The sequence below is a fragment of the Aeromonas sp. 602658 genome, assembly GCF_049173005.1.
Lineage (GTDB): Bacteria > Pseudomonadota > Gammaproteobacteria > Enterobacterales > Aeromonadaceae > Aeromonas > Aeromonas veronii_A.
This window is the reverse complement of sequence record NZ_JAAKRF010000005.1, coordinates 42420-60756: the sequence shown is the minus strand read 5'-3', so window position 1 is coordinate 60756 and position 18337 is coordinate 42420. Positions and strand designations below refer to the sequence as shown.

18 protein-coding genes are annotated in these 18337 nt (G+C 57.9%); 17 read left to right on the top strand and 1 reads right to left on the bottom strand.

Going from position 1 to position 18337, the window contains the following annotated elements; all coding sequences use genetic code 11:
* Positions 1–522 precede the first annotated feature (522 nt).
* The 8 genes from rppH to G5253_RS06655 all read left to right on the top strand — a co-directional run bounded on the left by rppH (position 523) and on the right by G5253_RS06655 (position 8121).
* Entirely contained in the window at positions 523–1050 is a 528-nt protein-coding gene (gene rppH, locus G5253_RS06690) for an RNA pyrophosphohydrolase (protein ID WP_005340421.1), read from the top strand.
* A 14-nt stretch (positions 1051–1064) separates the two neighbouring features.
* Complete coding sequence (gene ptsP / locus G5253_RS06685) at positions 1065–3344, top strand: phosphoenolpyruvate--protein phosphotransferase (protein WP_005340422.1); 2280 nt, start codon at positions 1065–1067, stop codon at positions 3342–3344.
* A 67-nt stretch (positions 3345–3411) separates the two neighbouring features.
* A complete protein-coding gene (gene lgt / locus G5253_RS06680) occupies positions 3412–4236 on the top strand; it encodes a prolipoprotein diacylglyceryl transferase (protein ID WP_421202933.1) in 825 nt (274 codons plus the stop codon).
* Positions 4236–5030, top strand: a complete 795-nt coding sequence (gene thyA, locus G5253_RS06675) for a thymidylate synthase (RefSeq protein WP_227341905.1) — start codon at positions 4236–4238, stop codon at positions 5028–5030. Before lgt ends, thyA begins: the two co-directional genes overlap by 1 nt.
* 223 nt (positions 5031–5253) lie before the next feature.
* Positions 5254–6444: a Na+/H+ antiporter NhaA gene (nhaA, locus tag G5253_RS06670; RefSeq protein WP_421202931.1), complete on the top strand. Its 1191-nt coding sequence runs from the start codon at positions 5254–5256 to the stop codon at positions 6442–6444.
* A gap of 38 nt (positions 6445–6482) precedes the next feature.
* Positions 6483–6848: a hypothetical protein gene (locus G5253_RS06665; protein ID WP_216954529.1), complete on the top strand. Its 366-nt coding sequence runs from the start codon at positions 6483–6485 to the stop codon at positions 6846–6848.
* Positions 6835–7767 carry a transcriptional activator NhaR gene (gene nhaR, locus G5253_RS06660; protein WP_005340434.1) on the top strand — a complete coding sequence of 311 codons (933 nt, stop codon included), beginning with the start codon at positions 6835–6837 and terminating at the stop codon, positions 7765–7767. Before G5253_RS06665 ends, nhaR begins: the two co-directional genes overlap by 14 nt.
* A gap of 51 nt (positions 7768–7818) precedes the next feature.
* Positions 7819–8121 carry an ArsR/SmtB family transcription factor gene (locus G5253_RS06655; RefSeq protein ID WP_100646798.1) on the top strand — a complete coding sequence of 101 codons (303 nt, stop codon included), beginning with the start codon at positions 7819–7821 and terminating at the stop codon, positions 8119–8121.
* Positions 8122–8170: 49 nt separating this feature from the next.
* On the opposite strand, the gene rpsT is transcribed toward G5253_RS06655, so the two are convergent.
* Entirely contained in the window at positions 8171–8434 is a 264-nt protein-coding gene (gene rpsT, locus G5253_RS06650) for a 30S ribosomal protein S20 (protein WP_005308808.1), read from the bottom strand.
* Positions 8435–8625: 191 nt separating this feature from the next.
* Between rpsT and murJ the strand changes: the two genes are divergently transcribed.
* The 9 genes from murJ to G5253_RS06605 all read left to right on the top strand — a co-directional run bounded on the left by murJ (position 8626) and on the right by G5253_RS06605 (position 18326).
* A complete protein-coding gene (gene murJ / locus G5253_RS06645) occupies positions 8626–10188 on the top strand; it encodes a murein biosynthesis integral membrane protein MurJ (protein WP_421202928.1) in 1563 nt (520 codons plus the stop codon).
* A 155-nt stretch (positions 10189–10343) separates the two neighbouring features.
* Positions 10344–11318: a bifunctional riboflavin kinase/FAD synthetase gene (ribF, locus tag G5253_RS06640; protein ID WP_421203012.1), complete on the top strand. Its 975-nt coding sequence runs from the start codon at positions 10344–10346 to the stop codon at positions 11316–11318.
* Entirely contained in the window at positions 11318–14179 is a 2862-nt protein-coding gene (ileS, locus tag G5253_RS06635) for an isoleucine--tRNA ligase (protein WP_421202926.1), read from the top strand. Before ribF ends, ileS begins: the two co-directional genes overlap by 1 nt.
* Complete coding sequence (lspA, locus tag G5253_RS06630) at positions 14179–14676, top strand: signal peptidase II (RefSeq protein ID WP_005340447.1); 498 nt, start codon at positions 14179–14181, stop codon at positions 14674–14676. Before ileS ends, lspA begins: the two co-directional genes overlap by 1 nt.
* A complete protein-coding gene (fkpB, locus tag G5253_RS06625) occupies positions 14673–15125 on the top strand; it encodes an FKBP-type peptidyl-prolyl cis-trans isomerase (protein WP_042059691.1) in 453 nt (150 codons plus the stop codon). Before lspA ends, fkpB begins: the two co-directional genes overlap by 4 nt.
* Positions 15125–16060 (top strand): 4-hydroxy-3-methylbut-2-enyl diphosphate reductase, encoded by a 936-nt coding sequence (gene ispH, locus G5253_RS06620; RefSeq protein ID WP_421202924.1) that lies wholly within the window; start codon positions 15125–15127, stop codon positions 16058–16060. The genes fkpB and ispH overlap by 1 nt, the downstream gene beginning before the upstream one ends.
* A gap of 255 nt (positions 16061–16315) precedes the next feature.
* The gene (gene tppE / locus G5253_RS06615; protein ID WP_100646794.1) at positions 16316–16819 is read left to right on the top strand and encodes a type IVa pilus pseudopilin TppE; all 504 of its coding nucleotides are present in this window, start codon (positions 16316–16318) and stop codon (positions 16817–16819) included.
* Between the two features lie 14 nt (positions 16820–16833).
* Positions 16834–17229, top strand: a complete 396-nt coding sequence (gene pilV, locus G5253_RS06610; RefSeq protein WP_272950156.1) for a type IV pilus modification protein PilV — start codon at positions 16834–16836, stop codon at positions 17227–17229.
* Positions 17226–18326 carry a PilW family protein gene (locus tag G5253_RS06605; RefSeq protein WP_421202922.1) on the top strand — a complete coding sequence of 367 codons (1101 nt, stop codon included), beginning with the start codon at positions 17226–17228 and terminating at the stop codon, positions 18324–18326. Before pilV ends, G5253_RS06605 begins: the two co-directional genes overlap by 4 nt.
* Positions 18327–18337: the final 11 nt, after the last annotated feature.

The window sequence follows — 18337 nt, the reverse complement described above, 5'->3', positions numbered from 1 at the left end:
TGATGTTACACACAGTTATCCACAGAAATCTTGGATAAGTGGATGAAAGTGGGTGGAGTCGCTGATATGTTACAAAAAATTGTGAATGCCACCCCATTTTTACAGGGTAAACGGGGTAGATATTGTGCCACTCCTGTGGATAATTTCGCCATGGTGGATCTTTGAGCAGTTAAACTTGTTCACAATCCGGATCATGGATCTGGCTCTTGGGGGGACATGGATCTAGATCCAGTTATTTTGCCTCAAGCTTATAAAAAATAATGATTTTTTATATTTTATGTCGCGTGGTAATACGGAGAGGCACTTTTCGCGTACAGTTAAAAAGTACTGTATATACCCGTTTGCTAACAGCTTTATGCACAGCCTGGGTGGGCAACTTGGGGAAGCGGATCCTTGGATTTGTTTATAAGTATGTTTGAAATTGAAAGTTATTCATGAAACAGGGGATTCACTCCTTGTTTGCTGCCACGGAGTGAATGTGGAACAATCTCCTTATAGATTCAGCCTTTATAAGGTGATCACGTGATTGATGGCGACGGATTTCGTCCCAATGTCGGTATCGTGATCTGTAACCGTGAAGGACAAGTGTTGTGGGCTAAACGCTATGGGCAGCACTCCTGGCAGTTTCCGCAGGGGGGGGTTGATGATGGTGAAACGCCAGAGCAGGCCATGTATCGAGAGCTGTATGAGGAGATTGGCCTCAAGCCCGAAGATGTGACCATCATGGCCACCAGTCGTAACTGGCTAAAGTACCGTTTACCCAAACGTCTTGTCCGCTGGGACAGTTCACCGGTCTGTATTGGCCAAAAACAAAAATGGTTCCTGTTACAGCTGAATTCGGGCAAGGAGTCGCGGATCCAGTTCGGCTGTCATGGCCATCCCGAATTTGACGACTGGCGTTGGGTCAGCTTCTGGTATCCGGTGCGTCAGGTCGTTTCGTTCAAGCGGGAGGTTTACCGCCGGGTCATGAAAGAGTTTGCCCCGCTGGCGATGCCAGTGCCGGCAGTGCAGGTCAACAAGAAGGATGGGCGGCGCAACCGCGCCCGTTAAGGAGCACAGATTAGTTGTTAACGGAACTGAGACGTATCGTCGAGAGCATGGCCGAGGCCAATACCCTCGAGCAGGCCTTGCAGGCATTGGTGAGCCAGACCCGGCACGCCATGGCAGTGGACTGCTGCTCCGTCTATGTCTCGGAACCCGAGGTGCGCCGCTATCGCCTGGCGGCTACCGACGGCTTGGCCCCGTCCGCAGTCGGCAAGGTGACCCTGCCCTACGAGCAGGGCATCGTCGGTCTGGTGGGTCAGCGGGAAGAGCTGATCAACCTGGCTGATGCCCCCGCGCACCCCAGTTTCAAATTCCTGCCCGATGTGGCCGAAGAGGCGTTCCGCTCCTTCCTCGGCGCACCCATCATGCATCAGCGTCAGGTGGTCGGCATTCTGGTGGTGCAGCAGAAGGAGAGTCGCCGCTTCGATGAGGGGGAAGAGTCCTTCATGGTCACCCTGGCGGCCCAGCTGGCGGCGCGGATCGCCCAGGCACAAGCCAAGGGGTGGTTGCAGAAGACCGACTGGAGCAAGCCGCTGCGCGGTATTGCCGGTGCCAGCGGCATTGCCATGGCCAAGGCCTGGGTGTGGCGGCCCCGCAAAGCGCTCTCGTCCATTACCCCGCGCAAGGATGAAGACCATGCCAGCCAGCTGGCGCGGCTGGAGCTGGCGGTTGAGGAAGTGCGGCACGACTTGGAGAGTCTGGCGCTGCGCTTTCGCGAGAGCTACAGCCAGGATTCGGTGGCGATTTTCGATATCTACCTCCATCTGCTGAACGATCCAGGCTATATCAAGCCCATTCGCAACAAGGTGAGCAAGGAGCACTGGACTGCGGTCTCTGCAGTCAAGCTCATCAGCGATCGCTTGATCGAGCAGTTCAAGGGGATGAAGGATCCCTACTTGCAGGAGCGCTCCACCGACGTGAAGGATATTGCCCAGCGGCTGATCAGCCGGCTGGTGCAGAATGAACCTGAACATATCTCCATCGGCGAGCCGGTGGTGCTGGTTGCCGACGAGGTGACTGCTACCATTCTGGCGGAAGTGCCCCGCGAGTATCTGACCGGGGTAGTCTCGCTCAAGGGGGGAACCAACTCCCACGCGGCCATTTTGGCCCGCGCCATGGGGGTGGCTGCCATCATGGGGGTTGATCTGCCCCTTGGTGACATCGGTGGTCGCATGCTGGTCGTCGATGGCTATAGTGGTGATCTCTTCATCGAGCCCAATCAGGTGATCCTGACCGAGTATCGTCAGCTGCTGAGCGAAGAGCGGGCCCTCGATACCCTGGTGCGCAGCGTCGACAACCTGCCATCTGAAACCGCCGATGGCACCAAGGTCTCTCTGCTGCTCAACGCCGGGCTCAGTGCCGATACCGAGATCTCCCTCAATCAGCTGGCGGACGGGGTGGGCCTCTATCGCACCGAGATCCCCTTCATGCTGCAGGAGAGCTTCCCCTCCGAGTGGGAGCAGACTGCCCGCTATCGCGGCATTCTGGAGACCTACCGCAACCGGCCGGTCTGCATGCGGACGCTGGATGTGGGCGGCGACAAGCCGCTACCCTATTTCCCCATCGTCGAGGAAAACCCCTTCCTTGGCTGGCGGGGGATCCGGATTACGCTGGATCACCCCGAACTGTTTCTGGTGCAGCTCAAGGCGATGCTGCGGGCCAGCGAAGGGCTGGACAATCTGGCCATCATGCTGCCGATGATCAGCAGCGTCAGCGAAATCAAAGCCTCCCGTCGTCTGCTGGATCAGGCGTGGCGAGAAGTGTCGGAAGAGGCGGCGAGCCGCGATGCGGTGATCCGCTACCCCAGCCTCGGGGTGATGATCGAGGTGCCCTCCGCCCTCTTTATCTTGCCGGAGATGGCGCCGCTCATCGACTTCTGGTCGGTGGGCAGTAACGATCTGACCCAGTACCTGCTGGCGGTGGATCGCAACAACTCTCGGGTTGCCAACATCTACGATGCCTTCCATCCTGCGGTGATCCGCGCCCTGCAACAGCTGGTTGATGCTTCCCACCGCTACCAGAAGCCGGTGTCGGTGTGTGGCGAGCTGGCCGGTGATCCGGTCGGTGTATTGCTGCTGCTGGCCATGGGTTATCGCCGCTTCAGTATGAACACCCACAACATCGCCCGGATCAAGTACGTGCTGCGTCAATCCACCCTGAGCGAGTTGACGGAACTGATGGCTGATGGCCTCAAACATGACAATCCCCACGTGCTGCGCGGCCTGTTTGCCCGTTATCTGGAAGAGCATGGTTTGGGCGGTTTGCTGCGAGCCGGTCATAAATCGAAACAGAGTGATTGATAATCATGCCTTGTCCCTGCTGACGAATGATCGGAAAATGCGGCTTTTATTTTGACTGGGGCCGCATATGCAGCACGATGGATATTGGGTTTTCTCGCAGATTGATCCCGTAGCATTCAGTTTGGGACCACTATCGGTACGCTGGTATGGTCTCATGTACCTGTTCGGTTTCGCGTTTGCCATGTGGCTTGCCGGCCGTCGTGCCGATGCACCGAACAGCGGTTGGACCCGCAACGAGGTGTCGGATCTGCTGTTTTACGGCTTCCTCGGGGTGATCCTCGGTGGCCGTGTCGGTTACGTGCTGTTCTACAACTTCGATCTCTTCCTCGCGGATCCCACCTACCTGTTCAAGATCTGGACCGGCGGTATGTCGTTCCACGGTGGTCTGATCGGGGTGATCACCGCGATGGTCTGGTTTGCCCACAAGACCAAGCGCCACTTCTTCACCGTGGCCGACTTTGTGGCACCGCTCATTCCGTTTGGTCTCGGCGTTGGCCGGATCGGCAACTTCCTCAACGGCGAGCTGTGGGGCCGGGTCACCGATGTGCCCTGGGCCATCATCTTCCCGGAGGCGGGTCCCGAGCCGCGTCATCCCTCCCAGCTCTACCAGTTCGCCCTGGAAGGGGTGGTGTTGTTCATCATCCTCAATCTCTTCTGGCGCAAGAATCCGCCGCGCGGCGCCATCTCCGGCATGTTCCTGCTGTTCTACGGCCTGTTCCGCTTCCTGGTGGAGTTTGTGCGCCAGCCGGACAGCCAGCTCGGTCTCTACTTCCAGGAGATCAGCATGGGCCAGATCCTCTCCACCCCGATGATTATCGTCGGTGCCCTGATGATTTGGGCCGCCTACAAGCGTCCGCAGTTGTTCGGTAATGCCGTGAAGGAGGCGAAATAATGCGAGCTTATCTCGACTTGATGCAGAAAATCCTCGATGAGGGCACCGTCAAGTCAGACCGTACCGGCACCGGTACTGTCTCCCTGTTCGGCCATCAGATGCGCTTCAATCTGGCGGAAGGTTTCCCGCTGGTGACCACCAAGAAGTGCCACCTGCGCTCCATCATTCACGAGCTGCTCTGGTTCCTCAATGGCGATACCAATACCGCCTATCTGAAGGAAAACGGCGTCAGCATCTGGGATGAGTGGGCCGACGAGAATGGCGATCTGGGGCCGGTTTACGGCGCTCAGTGGCGCTCCTGGCCTGCCGCTGACGGGTCTGTCATCGACCAGATCCAGAAAGCGGTGGATGACATCAAGCACAACCCGGATTCGCGCCGCATCATCGTATCCGCCTGGAACGTGGGAGAGCTGGACAAGATGGCGCTGGCCCCCTGCCACGCCTTCTTCCAGTTTTATGTGGCGGGCGGCAAGCTCTCCTGCCAGCTCTACCAGCGCAGCTGTGATGTGTTCCTCGGCTTGCCGTTCAACATTGCCAGCTACGCCCTGCTGACCCACATGATGGCCCAGCAGTGCAATCTGGAAGTGGGTGACTTCGTCTGGACTGGCGGTGATGTGCACCTCTACTCCAACCACATGGAGCAGACAGCCCTGCAGCTCTCCCGCGAGCCGCGCCCGCTGCCGACCCTAGTGATCAAGCGCAAACCTGACTCCATCTTCGATTACAAGTTCGAGGATTTCGAGATCGAGGGTTATGACCCCCACCCAGGCATCAAGGCGCCCGTCGCCATCTGATAGCAAGGCGCCTCAGGGCGCCTTTTTTATGCAGTTAAATAATTGAAAATTCATTTTATTGATTAATAAGACGGTAACCAGAGACGAGGAAAAACCTGCTTATAGCAGGTATGTTCTATTTTGCCTTCGGTTTTTTCGTTGTATTGAGCAGCAAGAAACGATTTTCCATTGGTTGTTGCAAGAGATAGACTCAAACCAAAGCAATACGGTGGAAAATTTAACCATGAGTGATGTAATCAAAAAGTTCCTGAAGCTGGAGGCCGCCTCCGGAATTATTCTGATCATGGCTGCCATGCTGGCAATGATTTTAGCCAATACCGCGCTGGCTGGCGGGTACCAGGCGTTTCTCGACACGCCGGTGCAGGTGCGCATCGCGGCTCTCGACATCAACAAGCCGCTGCTGCTCTGGATCAACGATGGCTTTATGGCGATCTTCTTCCTGCTGGTTGGCCTGGAAGTGAAGCGTGAAATGCTGGAGGGGGCGCTCTCCTCCCGGGTGCAAGCGACTTTTCCGGCCATCGCGGCGGTGGGCGGCATGCTGGCTCCAGCCTTGATCTACGCCTTTTTCAACTATTCGGACGAAGTGGCGCGTGCTGGCTGGGCGATCCCGGCTGCGACCGACATCGCCTTTGCCCTCGGGGTGATGGCGCTGCTCGGCAAGCGGGTGCCGGTGAGCCTCAAGGTATTCCTGCTGGCGCTGGCCATCATGGATGACCTCGGCGTCATCATCATCATCGCACTCTTCTATACCCAGCAGTTGTCGCTTGAGGCGCTGGCGATCGGTCTTCTGGCTACCTTTACCCTGTTCTGGATGAACCGTCGTGGCGAGGACAGGATCAGCCTCTACATGCTGGTTGGTCTGGTGCTCTGGGTTGCGGTGCTCAAGTCTGGCGTCCATGCGACCTTGGCGGGTGTAGTGGTGGGCTTTATGGTTCCGCTTAACGGCAAGCGTTACGCCTCGCCGCTCAAGTATCTGGAGCATCAACTGCACCCCTGGAGTGCCTATCTGATCCTGCCGCTGTTTGCCTTTGCCAACGCAGGGGTATCCCTTGAGGGGATAGGTCTCTCCTCCCTGTTGAATCCGGTGCCCATGGGCATCATGCTGGGGCTGTTTATCGGCAAGCCGCTCGGGGTGTTTACCATCAGCTGGCTGTCGGTCAAACTGGGTATCGCCCAGTTGCCGCCCGGGGTTAACTTCAAGCAGATTTTTGCGGTCAGCATCCTCTGTGGTATCGGATTCACCATGTCGATGTTTATCGCGTCACTGGCCTTTGAGCATGGTGGGCTAGATTACGGCAGCTACTCGCGCCTCGGGATCCTCGTTGGATCCAGCATTGCAGCGCTGGTTGGCTATCTGGCCTTGCGATTGTCACTCCCCAAGAGTGATGGGGACCAGAATGCGGAGGGTTTATGAGAAAACAGGCATGGTTACTGCTCTTCTTGGTCAGTCCTATGGGATTAGCTGGCGGGTTTGAAGAGTGTCGACAGGAGGCTGGTTCGGCCAGCTGTTCGGCCTATCTCAACGGGGTGGTGGAGAGTGCTCTGATGTTGGGGGACAAGCAGGCTAAGGCTCGTTTCGGCGAGACCTTCTCCGAGCGGGCGTTGAGCAGTCGGGCAGGGGAGATGGTCAAGCGTTCCAACAAGCGTTATTGCGCTGACCGAATGCCGGACAAAGCACGCCTCAAGGCCAGTCTGATGGAGCAGTTTGGCGCGAACAAGGTTGACTCGGTTAGCGACATGTATGACATTCTGGCGGTTGAACTCAGCTGCTACCGGAGTCCGCGTCAAGCGGGAACCCCATCGGATGTCACACCTTAATTACAACCATCTCTACTATTTCTGGATGACTCAGAAGAAGGGCTCCGTTACCCAGGCTGCGGAAGCCCTTTTTTTGACCCCGCAAACCGTCACCGGTCAGATCAAGCTGCTGGAGCAGCGCCTCGGGGGCAAGCTACTCAAACGCAAGGGGCGCTCTCTTGAGGCGACCGAGCTGGGCCAGCTGGTGTTTCGCTATGCCGACAAGATGTTCAGCCTCTCCTACGAGATGCTCGATATCGTCAACTACCGCAAGGAGAGCCAGATCCTGTTCGACGTCGGCATCGCCGATGCCCTCTCCAAGCGCCTTGCCAGCCGCGTGCTGCTCTCTGTCATCCCCAATGATGGTTCCATCCATCTGCGCTGTTTCGAATCGACCCACGAACTGCTGCTGGAGCAGCTGAGCGAGCACAAGCTCGATATGATCCTCTCCGACTGTCCGGTGGACTCCAGCCAGCATGCGGGCCTGCTCTCCAAACGGTTGGGCGGCTGTGGCGTCAGCTTCTTCTGCAAGGCGCCGTTGCCTGAAAAGCCCTTTCCCGCCTGTCTGGAAGAGCGCAAGCTGCTGATCCCCGGTCGCCGTACCGCCATGGGGCGTCAGCTGACCCAGTGGTTCGAACAGCAAGGTGTCTCCCCCAGCATTCTTGGCGAGTTTGATGATGCCGCCTTGATGAAGGCGTTTGGCTTCTTCAATCAGGGCATCTTCATGGCGCCGACCATCTATCGGGAGGAGATCCTCGAGGGGGAGGGGGTGATGCTGATCGGGGAAACCCAGGATCTGATGGAGGAGTATTACGTCATCTTCGCCGAGCGGATGATCCAGCATCCGGCGGTGAAGCGGGTCTGCGAGAGCGATTTTACCTTTCTCTTTTCCGGCCAGGAGAACTTCTCCGCCATCCAGCCGGCCACCCTGTCGTTTTAAAACGACCCGTCACCACGTATCATCGGCGATGAGTGGTAGAGGAGAGATGTGATGCAACTTGAAGAGATGGAAGCCAATGCGAGTAAAGCGGTGGCCTTGCTCAAGGCGCTGGCCAACGAACGGCGGCTGTTTATTCTGTGCCAGTTGCTGGAGCGCGAACTGTCAGTGGGGGAGCTCAACGAGCGATTGGGATTGAGTCAGTCGGCCTTGTCACAGCATCTTGCGCTGCTGCGGCGGGATGAGCTGGTGATGACTCGCAAAGAGGCCCAGACGGTCTACTATTCGCTGCGCAGCCATGAGGTGCGTGAAATGATCAGTTTGCTGCATCGACTTTATTGCAGCGCAGATAAATAAAAAACCGGCACTAAGGCCGGTTTTTTCAGCTTTGATCAGCAGAAGCTGATTAAGCCATAGCTTTGATCTGGGCAGACAGGCGGCTCTTGTGACGAGCAGCTTTGTTCTTGTGGATCAGGCCTTTGGTCGCCATACGATCCATGATCGGCTGAGCAACAGCGAAAGCGGCAGTCGCAGCAGCTTTGTCGCCAGAGGCGATAGCAGCAATGACTTTCTTCAGGTAGGTACGGGTCATGGAACGACGGCTGGCGTTGTGCTGACGGCGTTTTTCTGACTGAAGAGCGCGCTTCTTAGCAGATTTGATGTTAGCCAAGGTAAAACTCCTAAAACTGTCTTAGCGAGTGTATTGAAAAGGCCCGGAAATATGCCCTTCCAACCACATATTGTCAAATGATTTGTGCAAATAAACACCGCCTCCCGGTGGTGTGTCAGTAGGGAGACGGTTAAACTGTCGGCCGATTCTAGCAGCATTCTTTTCATTCTGACAGTTCCAGAGGCCTCGTCTTGAGTAAGAAATTGATCAAATCCGGCATGATAGTGTCCGGAATGACGCTGGCATCCCGCGTAATGGGCTTGGTTCGCGATGTGGTCATCGCCAATCTGCTTGGTGCCGGGGTGGCCGCCGACGTCTTCTTTTTTGCCAATCGCATTCCCAACTTTCTGCGTCGTCTGTTCGCCGAAGGTGCCTTCAACCAGGCCTTTGTTCCCGTGATGACGGAGTACAAGAAAAATGGCGACGAGGGGGAAGTGCGTGAATTGCTGGCTGCAGTGGCGGGCACGCTGGGGGGGATAGTGACGGTAGTCACCCTGCTTGGTGTGCTGGGGTCGGGTGTGCTGACCGCGCTGTTTGGCTGGGGCTGGTTCTGGGACTGGCTGCATGGCGGCCCTGCGGCCGAGAAGTTCGAGCTCGCCAGTCTGATGCTCAAAATCACCTTCCCCTACCTCTGGTTTATCACTTTTACCGCCATGGCGGGGGCCATCCTCAACACCTTCGGCCGCTTTGCTGTCTCGTCGTTTACGCCGGTGTTTCTCAACATCACAATGATTGCCGCGGCCTGGTGGATTGCACCGCTGATGGACAAACCTGAGATCTCGCTGGCGATTGGTGTCTTTTTGGGCGGTTTGGTGCAGTTTTTGTTCCAATACCCCTTTTTGCGCCAAATCAACATGCTGGTATGGCCCAAGTGGGGATGGAATCACCCTGGGGTAGTGAAGATCCGCACACTGATGATCCCGGCCCTGTTCGGGGTCTCGGTCAGCCAGATCAACCTGCTGGTCAACACCATGCTGGCTTCCTTCCTGGCGACTGGTGCCATCAGCTATCTCTACTACTCGGATCGCCTGCTGGAGTTCCCCCTCGGGCTGTTTGCGGTGGCCATCAGTACCGTGATCCTGCCAGCGCTGGCCAAGAAGCATGTGGATGCCGATCCGGCGGACTTCTCCCGCACTATGGATTGGGGGGTGCGGATGGTGATGCTGCTCGGCCTGCCCGCCATGATAGGCATTGCGGTCATGCGCGAGCCCATTTTGCGAGTGCTGTTCATGCGCGGCGAATTTGGCCTGCATGAAGTGAGCATGTCGAGCGCCAGCCTGCTGGCCTCCACTACCGGTCTGCTCTCCCTGATGCTGATCAAGGTGCTGGCCCCCGGTTATTACGCCCGTCAGGATACCAAGACGCCGGTGCGGATCGGGGTGATGTCGATGATTGCCAACATGGTCTGCAACCTCATCTTCATCTACCCGCTCGGTTACGTGGGGCTGGCGCTCTCGACCGCCTGCTCGGGCACTCTGAATGCGGCCTTGCTGTTCAAGGGGTTGTACCAGCAGTGCGTCTATCGTCCCTCCCGCCATACTGGCGTGTTCTGCCTCAAGTTGCTGGTCGCCAGCGTGCTGATGGGCTGTGTGCTCGCCTATCTGTCGCCGGATTTGGCCCAGTGGGGGGCGTGGAGCATGGGCAAGGCCAGTTTGCAGCTGACCATGCTGCTGTCGCTGGGGGCTGCGGTCTATGCCGTGGTGTTGCTGCTGCTGGGCATTCGGCCGCGTCACCTTAAATCGGGGCAGCAGTAGCCGTGATCCTGCGGCGCCATGGGGATAGTGCCTCATGGCGCCGCAGGGGGGCGTGATTGGGCCCGGATAGTTGAAATCAGGCTATGAGGGCTGACCCTGCCTGCTGCCTGATATATAATCCGCCGATTTCCATGGCAGCAACGCACAAGGCACTGATGGAGCTTATTCGCGGCATTCACAATCTCAAGCCCCGTCACCGGGGATGTGTATTAACCATTGGCAACTTTGATGGGGTTCATCAGGGTCACCATGCGGTATTGGCACGTCTCAAGGAGAAAGCGGCCCAGCTGGGATTGCCCGCCTGCGTCATGCTGTTTGAGCCGCAGCCGCTGGAACTGTTTGCCGGCACGGCAGCGCCCGCCCGGCTGAGCCGGTTGCGGGAAAAGTACGAAGCGCTGCAGGGGCTGCATATCGATCGCATGCTCTGCGTGCGCTTCAGCCACCGTTTTGCCGAGCAGGCGGCCTCGACCTTCATCGAGCAGTTGCTGGTGGAGAAGCTCGGGGTGCGCTATCTGGTGGTCGGCGATGATTTTCGCTTCGGCAAGGGGCGGGAAGGGGATTTCCACCTGCTGGAGGAGGCGGGCCATCGCTTCGGCTTCGAGGTGATCAGCACCCAGAGCTTCCAGCTCGAACGGCAGCGGGTCAGCAGCACCCTGGTGCGTGAAGCCCTTAAGGCGGGCCGGATGGCTGAGGTGGAGCTGATGCTTGGCCGCCCCTACACCATCAGCGGCCGGGTGGCCCACGGCGACAAGCTAGGGCGCACCATAGGTTTTCCCACCGCCAATCTGGCCCTCAAACGCCAGGTTGTCCCGGTCGGTGGCGTGTTTGCGGTGGAAGTGATATGTTCCGGCAAGACCTTCCCCGGTGTCGCCAATGTGGGTGTACGGCCGACCTTGAGCGGTACACAAGCCAGATTGGAAGTACATCTATTTGATTTTTCTGGTGATCTATATGGTCAGCAGGTCAAGGTGCTGCTTCGCCACAAGCTGCGCGAAGAGCAGAAGTTTGACTCTTTCTCCGCCTTGAAAGAGCAGATCGAACGAGATGCCCTGGCGGCCCGAGCCTGGTTCGGGCTGCCACAATTCAATTTACCCAGCACTCTTTTAGAAAAGAAGGGAACCCAGGACTGATGAGCGACTATAAACACACCCTGAATCTTCCGGAAACCGAGTTTCCGATGCGTGGCGATCTGGCCAAGCGCGAACCCAACATGCTGAAACGTTGGTACGATCAGGATCTCTACGGCGCTATTCGCCGCGCCAAAGCGGGCAAGCCTTCTTTCATTCTGCATGATGGCCCCCCCTATGCGAACGGCAACATTCACATCGGTCACTCGGTCAACAAGATCCTCAAAGACATCATCATCAAGTCCAAGGGCCTCTCCGGTTTCGATTCCCCCTATGTGCCGGGTTGGGATTGCCACGGTCTGCCTATCGAACTGAAAGTGGAAGGCATGGTCGGCAAGCCGGGCGAGAAGGTTTCCGCTGCCGAATTCCGCGCCGAGTGCCGCAAATACGCCAAGACCCAGATCGAAGCGCAGAAGACCGACTTCATCCGTCTGGGTGTGCTGGGTGACTGGGAACATCCCTACCTGACCATGGATTTTGGCACCGAAGCCAACATCATCCGCTCCATGGCCAAGATCGTTGAAAACGGCCACCTGCACAAAGGTTCCAAACCGGTGCACTGGTGTACCGATTGTGGCTCTGCGCTGGCTGAAGCCGAAGTGGAGTACTACGACAAGAACTCCCCCTCCATCGACGTGCGCTTCAAGGCCGTTGACGAGGCTGCCGTTGCCGCCAAGTTTGACTGCGCCGAAGGCCACACCGGCAAGGGCCTGATCTCTGCGGTGATCTGGACCACCACTCCGTGGACCCTGCCAGCCAACCGCGCCATCGCTATGCACGCCGATCTGGACTACGCACTGGTGCAGGTTGAAGGTGAGCACCCCGAGCGTCTGATCCTGGCCGCAGAGCTGGTCAAGGATGTGATGGATCGCGCCGGTATCGAGAAGTTCCACAATCTGGGCTATGCCAAGGGTGCCGCGCTTGAGCTGCTGCGCTTCAACCACCCCTTCTACAGCTTCGATGTGCCTGTGGTACTGGGTGATCACGTTACCCTGGATGCCGGTACCGGCGCCGTACACACCGCCCCTGGCCACGGTCAGGAAGACTTCGTGGTCGGCCAGAAATACGGTCTGGAAGTGGCCAACCCGGTTGGCAGCAATGGCGTTTACCTGCCTGATACCGAACTGTTTGCCGGCCAGCATGTGTTCAAGGCCAATGCTTCCGTGATCGAAGTGCTGACCGAACGCGGTGCCCTACTGCATCACAAGGTGTTCAACCACTCCTATCCGCACTGCTGGCGTCACAAGACCCCGATCATCTTCCGTGCTACTCCGCAGTGGTTCATCAGCATGGAGCAGAAGGGTCTGCGCAAGCGCGCGCTGGAAGAGATCGAGCGCATCGAGAAGGACGGTATTGCCCAGCAAGGCCAGAGCGGCTGGGTACCGGCCTGGGGTAAAAACCGTATTCAGGCGATGGTTGAGAACCGTCCTGACTGGTGTATCTCCCGTCAGCGCACCTGGGGTGTGCCTATCTCCCTGTTCGTCCACAAAGAGACCCAGGAACTGCATCCGGAATCCGTGCGCCTGATGCACGAAGTAGCCAAGCGGGTCGAGCAGTCCGGCATTCAGGCATGGTGGGATCTGGACAAGGCCGAGCTGCTGGGTAGCGACGCCGACATGTTCGACAAGGTGCCTGACACTCTGGATGTCTGGTTTGACTCCGGTTCTACCCACGCTTCCGTGGTTGATGCCCGTCCCGAGTTCAACGGCAAGCCGGCCGACATGTATCTGGAAGGTTCTGACCAGCACCGTGGCTGGTTCATGTCCTCCCTGATGATCGGTGTGGCCATGAAAGACAAGGCTCCCTACAACCAGGTGCTGACTCACGGCTTCACCGTGGATGGTCAGGGTCGCAAGATGTCCAAGTCCATCGGCAACGTGGTGAGCCCGCAAGACGTAATGAACAAGCTGGGTGCCGACATCCTGCGTCTGTGGGTAGCGAGCACTGACTACACCGGCGAGATGACTGTCTCCGATGAGATCCTCAAGCGCTCTGCCGATGCTTATCGCCGTATTCGCAATACAGCCCGCTTCCTGCTGGCCAACCTGAACGGCTTCAATCCGGCGACCGACATGGTGGCACCTGCCGACATGGTGGTGGTGGATCGCTGGGCTGTGGGTCGTGCCAAAGCGGTACAGGCCGAGATCATGGCGGCATTCGACGAGTACAACTTCCACGGTGTAACCCAGAAGCTGATGCAGTTCTGCTCCATCGAGATGGGCTCCTTCTATCTGGATGTCATCAAGGATCGCCAGTACACCGCCAAGGCTGACAGCCTGGCCCGTCGCTCCTGCCAGACCGCCCTTTATCACATCGCCGAGGCCATGGTGCGCTGGATGGCGCCAATCATGAGCTTCACCGCTGATGAAATCTGGGCCCTGCTGCCGGGTGAGCGCGGCGAGTTCGTCTTCACCGAAGAGTGGTACGACGGCCTGTTCGGTCTGGAAGCGGGTGAATCCCTCAACGACGAGTTCTGGGCCGAGATCCTCACCGTGCGTGGTGAAGTGAACAAGGCGCTGGAAGTGGCCCGTGGCGAGAAGCGTATCGGCGGCTCCCTGCAGGCCGAACTGACCCTGTTCGCCAAGCCGGAGCTGGCTGCACGCCTGAATGCCCTGGCCGATGAGCTGCGTTTCGTGCTGCTCACCTCCAAAGCCAAGGTTGTGGAGGCTGACACTGCGCCGGAAGGCTCTGTGGCGACCGAGCGTGATGACCTGTGGCTGAGCGTGGCCCAGTCTGCTGCCGCCAAGTGCGACCGCTGCTGGCACCATGTAGAAGATGTGGGCACTATCGCGGGTCACGAAGAGATCTGTGGTCGCTGTGTGACCAACGTTGAGGGTGACGGCGAAACTCGTCAATTTGCCTGATGAACATGACTCAACATAAAAGCGGCCTGCGTTGGCTGTGGCTGGCAGTGCTGGCCTTTGTACTGGACCAGGCGAGCAAGCTCGCCGTGGTCAAGTTGCTGCCATTTGGCTACCCGGGGGTGGAGATCACCCCCTTCTTCAATCTGGTTCACGTCTACAACAAGGGCGCCGCATTCAGCTTTCTGGCTGATCAGGGGGGCTGGCAGCGCTGGTTCTTCGCGGTGCTGGCTTTTGCCATCTGTGGATTGCTGATCCACTGGCTGCGCAAGCAGTCGGTGACCCAGCGTTGGAGCGGTATCGCCTATTCACTCATCATCGGCGGCGCCCTCGGCAACGTCTTTGATCGACTGGTGTTGGGCCATGTGGTCGATTTCCTCGACTTCTACTGGCAGCGTGCGCACTGGCCGGCATTCAATCTGGCCGACAGCTTTATCTTTATCGGGGCCGCCATGATCGTGCTGGACGGTTTCCGTGGTGAGAAAAAGGAGCAGGCATGAGCCAGCAGATCACCGCTAACAGCAGCGTGCTGTTCCACTTCTCCATCAAGCTGGAAGATGGCTCGGTTGCCGACAGCACGGCGCTGCACGGCAAACCTGCCCGCCTGCGGATGGGCGATGGCAGCCTGACCCCCACCTTCGAGCAGTGTCTGCTGGGCCTGTGCGAAGGGGAGAGCAAGAGTTTTACTCTGGCGCCGGAAGAGGCCTTTGGTCTCTCCAATCCCGACAACATCTACCATCTCGACCGTGCCAAATTTGGCGCCGATGTGGAGCCAAAAGTCGGCACTATCATCCTGTTCGACCAGCCCAACGGCAGCGAGTTGCCGGGCATCATCCGGGCGGTAGCCGGGATGTCGGTGACGGTCGATTTCAACCACCCGCTGGCCGGTCATACCGTCACCTTCGAGGTGGAGATCCTGGGCGTTGATGATGAGGAGAAGGTGCATTAATGGATATTCTGCTCGCTAACCCTCGCGGTTTTTGCGCCGGTGTCGATCGCGCCATCAGCATTGTCGAGAGCGCGCTGGAGAAGTTTGGGGCCCCCATCTATGTCCGCCACGAAGTGGTGCATAACCGTTATGTGGTGAACAAGCTGAAAGATGCGGGCGCCGTCTTCGTCGAGGAGCTCGACGAGGTGCCGGACGACAGCATCGTCATCTTCTCTGCTCACGGCGTGGCCAAAACAGTGCGCGAGATGGCCAAGTCCCGCGCCCTCAAGGTATTCGATGCCACCTGTCCGCTGGTGACCAAGGTGCATATGGAGGTGCATCGTGCCAGCCGCAAGGGCTCCGAGGCTGTGCTCATCGGCCACGCCGGTCACCCCGAGGTGATCGGGACCATGGGGCAGTACGAGAATCGCGAAGGCGGCATGTATCTGGTGGAGACGCCTGAAGATGTCGCCAAGCTCAAGGTGAAGAATCCGGATGACCTCTGCTTCGTCACCCAGACTACCCTGAGCGTGGATGAGACCTCTGACGTGATCGATGCGCTGCGCAAGCACTTCCCCAAGATCCAGGGGCCGCGCAAGGATGATATCTGCTACGCCACCCAGAACCGTCAGGATGCGGTGCGGGAGATGGCAGGGCTGGTGGACGCCATGTTGGTGGTGGGGTCTCGCAACTCCTCCAACTCCAACCGGCTGCGCGAGCTGGCCGAGAAGGTGGGCGCCAGAGCCTATCTTATCGACGATGCGTCGATGATCGAGGCGAGCTGGTTGGAAGGGGTGAAGGCGATCGGCGTCACTGCTGGCGCATCTGCTCCCGAGGTGCTGGTGCAGTCTGTGATTGCACGCCTGCGGGAGTTGGGTGGCAAGGTGGTCGCCGAGCATCCAGGCCGTGAAGAGAACGTGGTGTTTGAAGTGCCGCCAGAGCTGCGGATCCTCTGATCCCTCTCATCTCGCTGGATGTCGGTTTATTGCCAGAGCCACCTCGTTGAGGTGGCTTTGTTTTTTTTGGCTCTAACGAGTCCTATTTTCATGTTCGCAACCAGATTGCAGCGAAAATTGATGATGCAGCTCGAACTTTTGCATTGCCGGGATTGAAACACCAAGTGCCCGGCATAGACTGCCAGCAAGCCCTTACTCTGGCTTAGCACACATGGAGTGTGTCTGTCCTCCTGGAACAAATCAGAGCGAAACAGGATGTTTTTGCGTTCAGGTTTTAGCCTTATCGAGCTTATGGTCACCATAGCGCTCGTTTCTTTGTTACTCACGTTGGGGGTTCCTTCCTTCAACGCTTTGCTGCGCACTATTTCTCTCAATACTCAGGCTAACAACTTTGTTGCGGCCATCAACCTTGCCCGCTCAGAAGCCATTCGCCGCAACACGGTAGTGACCCTCTCCGCCTCTGCCGATAACCTGACCCAGCATCACTGGGAGGCTGGCTGGCAGATCTGGGTCGATGGCAACGGTAACGGCATACTGGATAATGGTGAGTTGTTGCGAGGCTTTCCCGACATGGGGGGCGGGGTATTGAGCAGCAATACCTCCCTGCTGCGTTTTAATAGCGAGGGTTTTCTTGATGGCCGCACTCCGTTGGCACGGGTATTTTCCCTGCGTCCTGATGAGTGTCGGAATGAGCCCTCCCGTGATATCAACATCACAGTGGCTGGTCGCCCTTCCATTACCGAGGCTAGCTGCCCATGATGCGAGAACGGGGTTTGTCACTGCTTGAAATCATGATCTCGGTACTGGTGCTCTCCATCGGTATTCTGGGCATGGCGACTCTGCAACTGCAGGCTCTCAAGAGTAACCAGTCGGCGCTGACGCGTACCGAGGCGACCCAGTATGCATACATGATCAACGACATGATGCGGGCTAATCGCAGCGCGGCTCTGAACGGGCAATACAATATCGACTTGGGCGAAACTGTCTCGGGTAGCTCTATGGCGGTTCAGGATCTGCAACACTGGAAGCGGGTCGTGGCCGAGCTACCAGGTGGCGATGGCGCCGTATCGGTCAGTGCCGGAAGGGCCACCATCACTATTCAGTGGGATAGCAGTCGGCTGTCGACTGATCCTGCGTCGCGCAGCATGATCCTGAGGACGGACCTATGAGCAGGAGCGGTTTGCCGCTACACCAGCACGGGATCGGCTTGGTCGAGGTGATGATCGCCCTGGTGCTCTCGCTGATAACGGTGGGTGTCATGATTCAGGTGTTTCTCGGCAATCACAAAACCTATCTCACCGGCGAGGCCATTGCCCGGGTGCGGGAAGATAGCGGATTTGCCACCAATCTGCTGCAAAAAGAGCTGCGTATGGTGGGCTATCAGGGGTGTCTCAGCAAACAGGGGGTCAATATCACCAATACCCTCAATAACAGTACGGCACAGCCCTACAACTTCACCACCTTTTTGCGTGGTTACGACAATGTGACGTCCACTTTGCCAGCCGAGCTGTCTGCTCTGTTCAGCGGTTCCGAGCCCAGACCCATGCCGGGTAGCGATATCCTGTTGGTTCAGGGGCCGGTTGGGGTTGGGGTTCCGCTCAGTCGTGATAATCATAACAGTGCCGCCCAGCTGTTTGTGCAGCAGCTATCCAGCAAGGCCGACTATTGTGGTTCCGGCGCACAGGGTTATAGCGATCTGTGCGAGGGAGATATTGTCATGGTCTCCGACTGTCAGAAGGCCAGAATATTTCAGGTCACCAAAGTACAGGGCGTGGCAGGGGGGCGTGAGGTCAATATCGTCCACTCCAATGACAACAAATATACGCCAGGCAATGCCAGCAGTTCCTGGGGGGGGGCCAGCAGCCCACCCGAGGAGCGATTCGGTCTTGGCTCGGTCGTGAACAGGGTGGAAACCCGTCTCTACTATATCGCCCGCCCCTCTGCCAACAGCCCCTACGCGCTTTATCGCAAGAACGGGGTGGCTGCAGGTATGCCCCTTATCGAAGGGGTGGCCAATATGCAACTTACATTCGGCGAGGATCAGAACCGGGATCGGGCGGCAGATCGCTATGTGAGCGCCGCCAGCAATCCAAACTGGAACAATGTACTGGGGATTGGAGTACAGCTTCTTATGCGCAGTAACCAAGGCAATGTGGTGTCGTCTCCGCAGGCCCTTAGCTTTGCCGGAGCCACCTTCCGGGCGACCGATCGCAACTGGTACTGGGTCGCCGAAACCACAGTTGCGCTGCGCAACCGGCTACCTTGAGGAGCCCAGTC

Bases quoted from the DNA above. Each gene is read 5' to 3' on its own strand.
- lgt (WP_421202933.1), top strand. From the start codon at position 3,412: ATGCAGCACGATGGATATTGGGTTTTCTCGCAGATTGATCCCGTAGCA.
- thyA (WP_227341905.1), top strand. From the start codon at position 4,236: ATGCGAGCTTATCTCGACTTGATGCAGAAAATCCTCGATGAGGGCACC.
- nhaA (WP_421202931.1), top strand. From the start codon at position 5,254: ATGAGTGATGTAATCAAAAAGTTCCTGAAGCTGGAGGCCGCCTCCGGA.
- G5253_RS06665 (WP_216954529.1), top strand. From the start codon at position 6,483: ATGGGATTAGCTGGCGGGTTTGAAGAGTGTCGACAGGAGGCTGGTTCG.
- nhaR (WP_005340434.1), top strand. From the start codon at position 6,835: ATGTCACACCTTAATTACAACCATCTCTACTATTTCTGGATGACTCAG.
- G5253_RS06655 (WP_100646798.1), top strand. From the start codon at position 7,819: ATGCAACTTGAAGAGATGGAAGCCAATGCGAGTAAAGCGGTGGCCTTG.
- ribF (WP_421203012.1), top strand. From the start codon at position 10,344: ATGGAGCTTATTCGCGGCATTCACAATCTCAAGCCCCGTCACCGGGGA.
- ileS (WP_421202926.1), top strand. From the start codon at position 11,318: ATGAGCGACTATAAACACACCCTGAATCTTCCGGAAACCGAGTTTCCG.
- lspA (WP_005340447.1), top strand. From the start codon at position 14,179: ATGAACATGACTCAACATAAAAGCGGCCTGCGTTGGCTGTGGCTGGCA.
- fkpB (WP_042059691.1), top strand. From the start codon at position 14,673: ATGAGCCAGCAGATCACCGCTAACAGCAGCGTGCTGTTCCACTTCTCC.
- ispH (WP_421202924.1), top strand. From the start codon at position 15,125: ATGGATATTCTGCTCGCTAACCCTCGCGGTTTTTGCGCCGGTGTCGAT.
- tppE (WP_100646794.1), top strand. From the start codon at position 16,316: ATGTTTTTGCGTTCAGGTTTTAGCCTTATCGAGCTTATGGTCACCATA.
- G5253_RS06605 (WP_421202922.1), top strand. From the start codon at position 17,226: ATGAGCAGGAGCGGTTTGCCGCTACACCAGCACGGGATCGGCTTGGTC.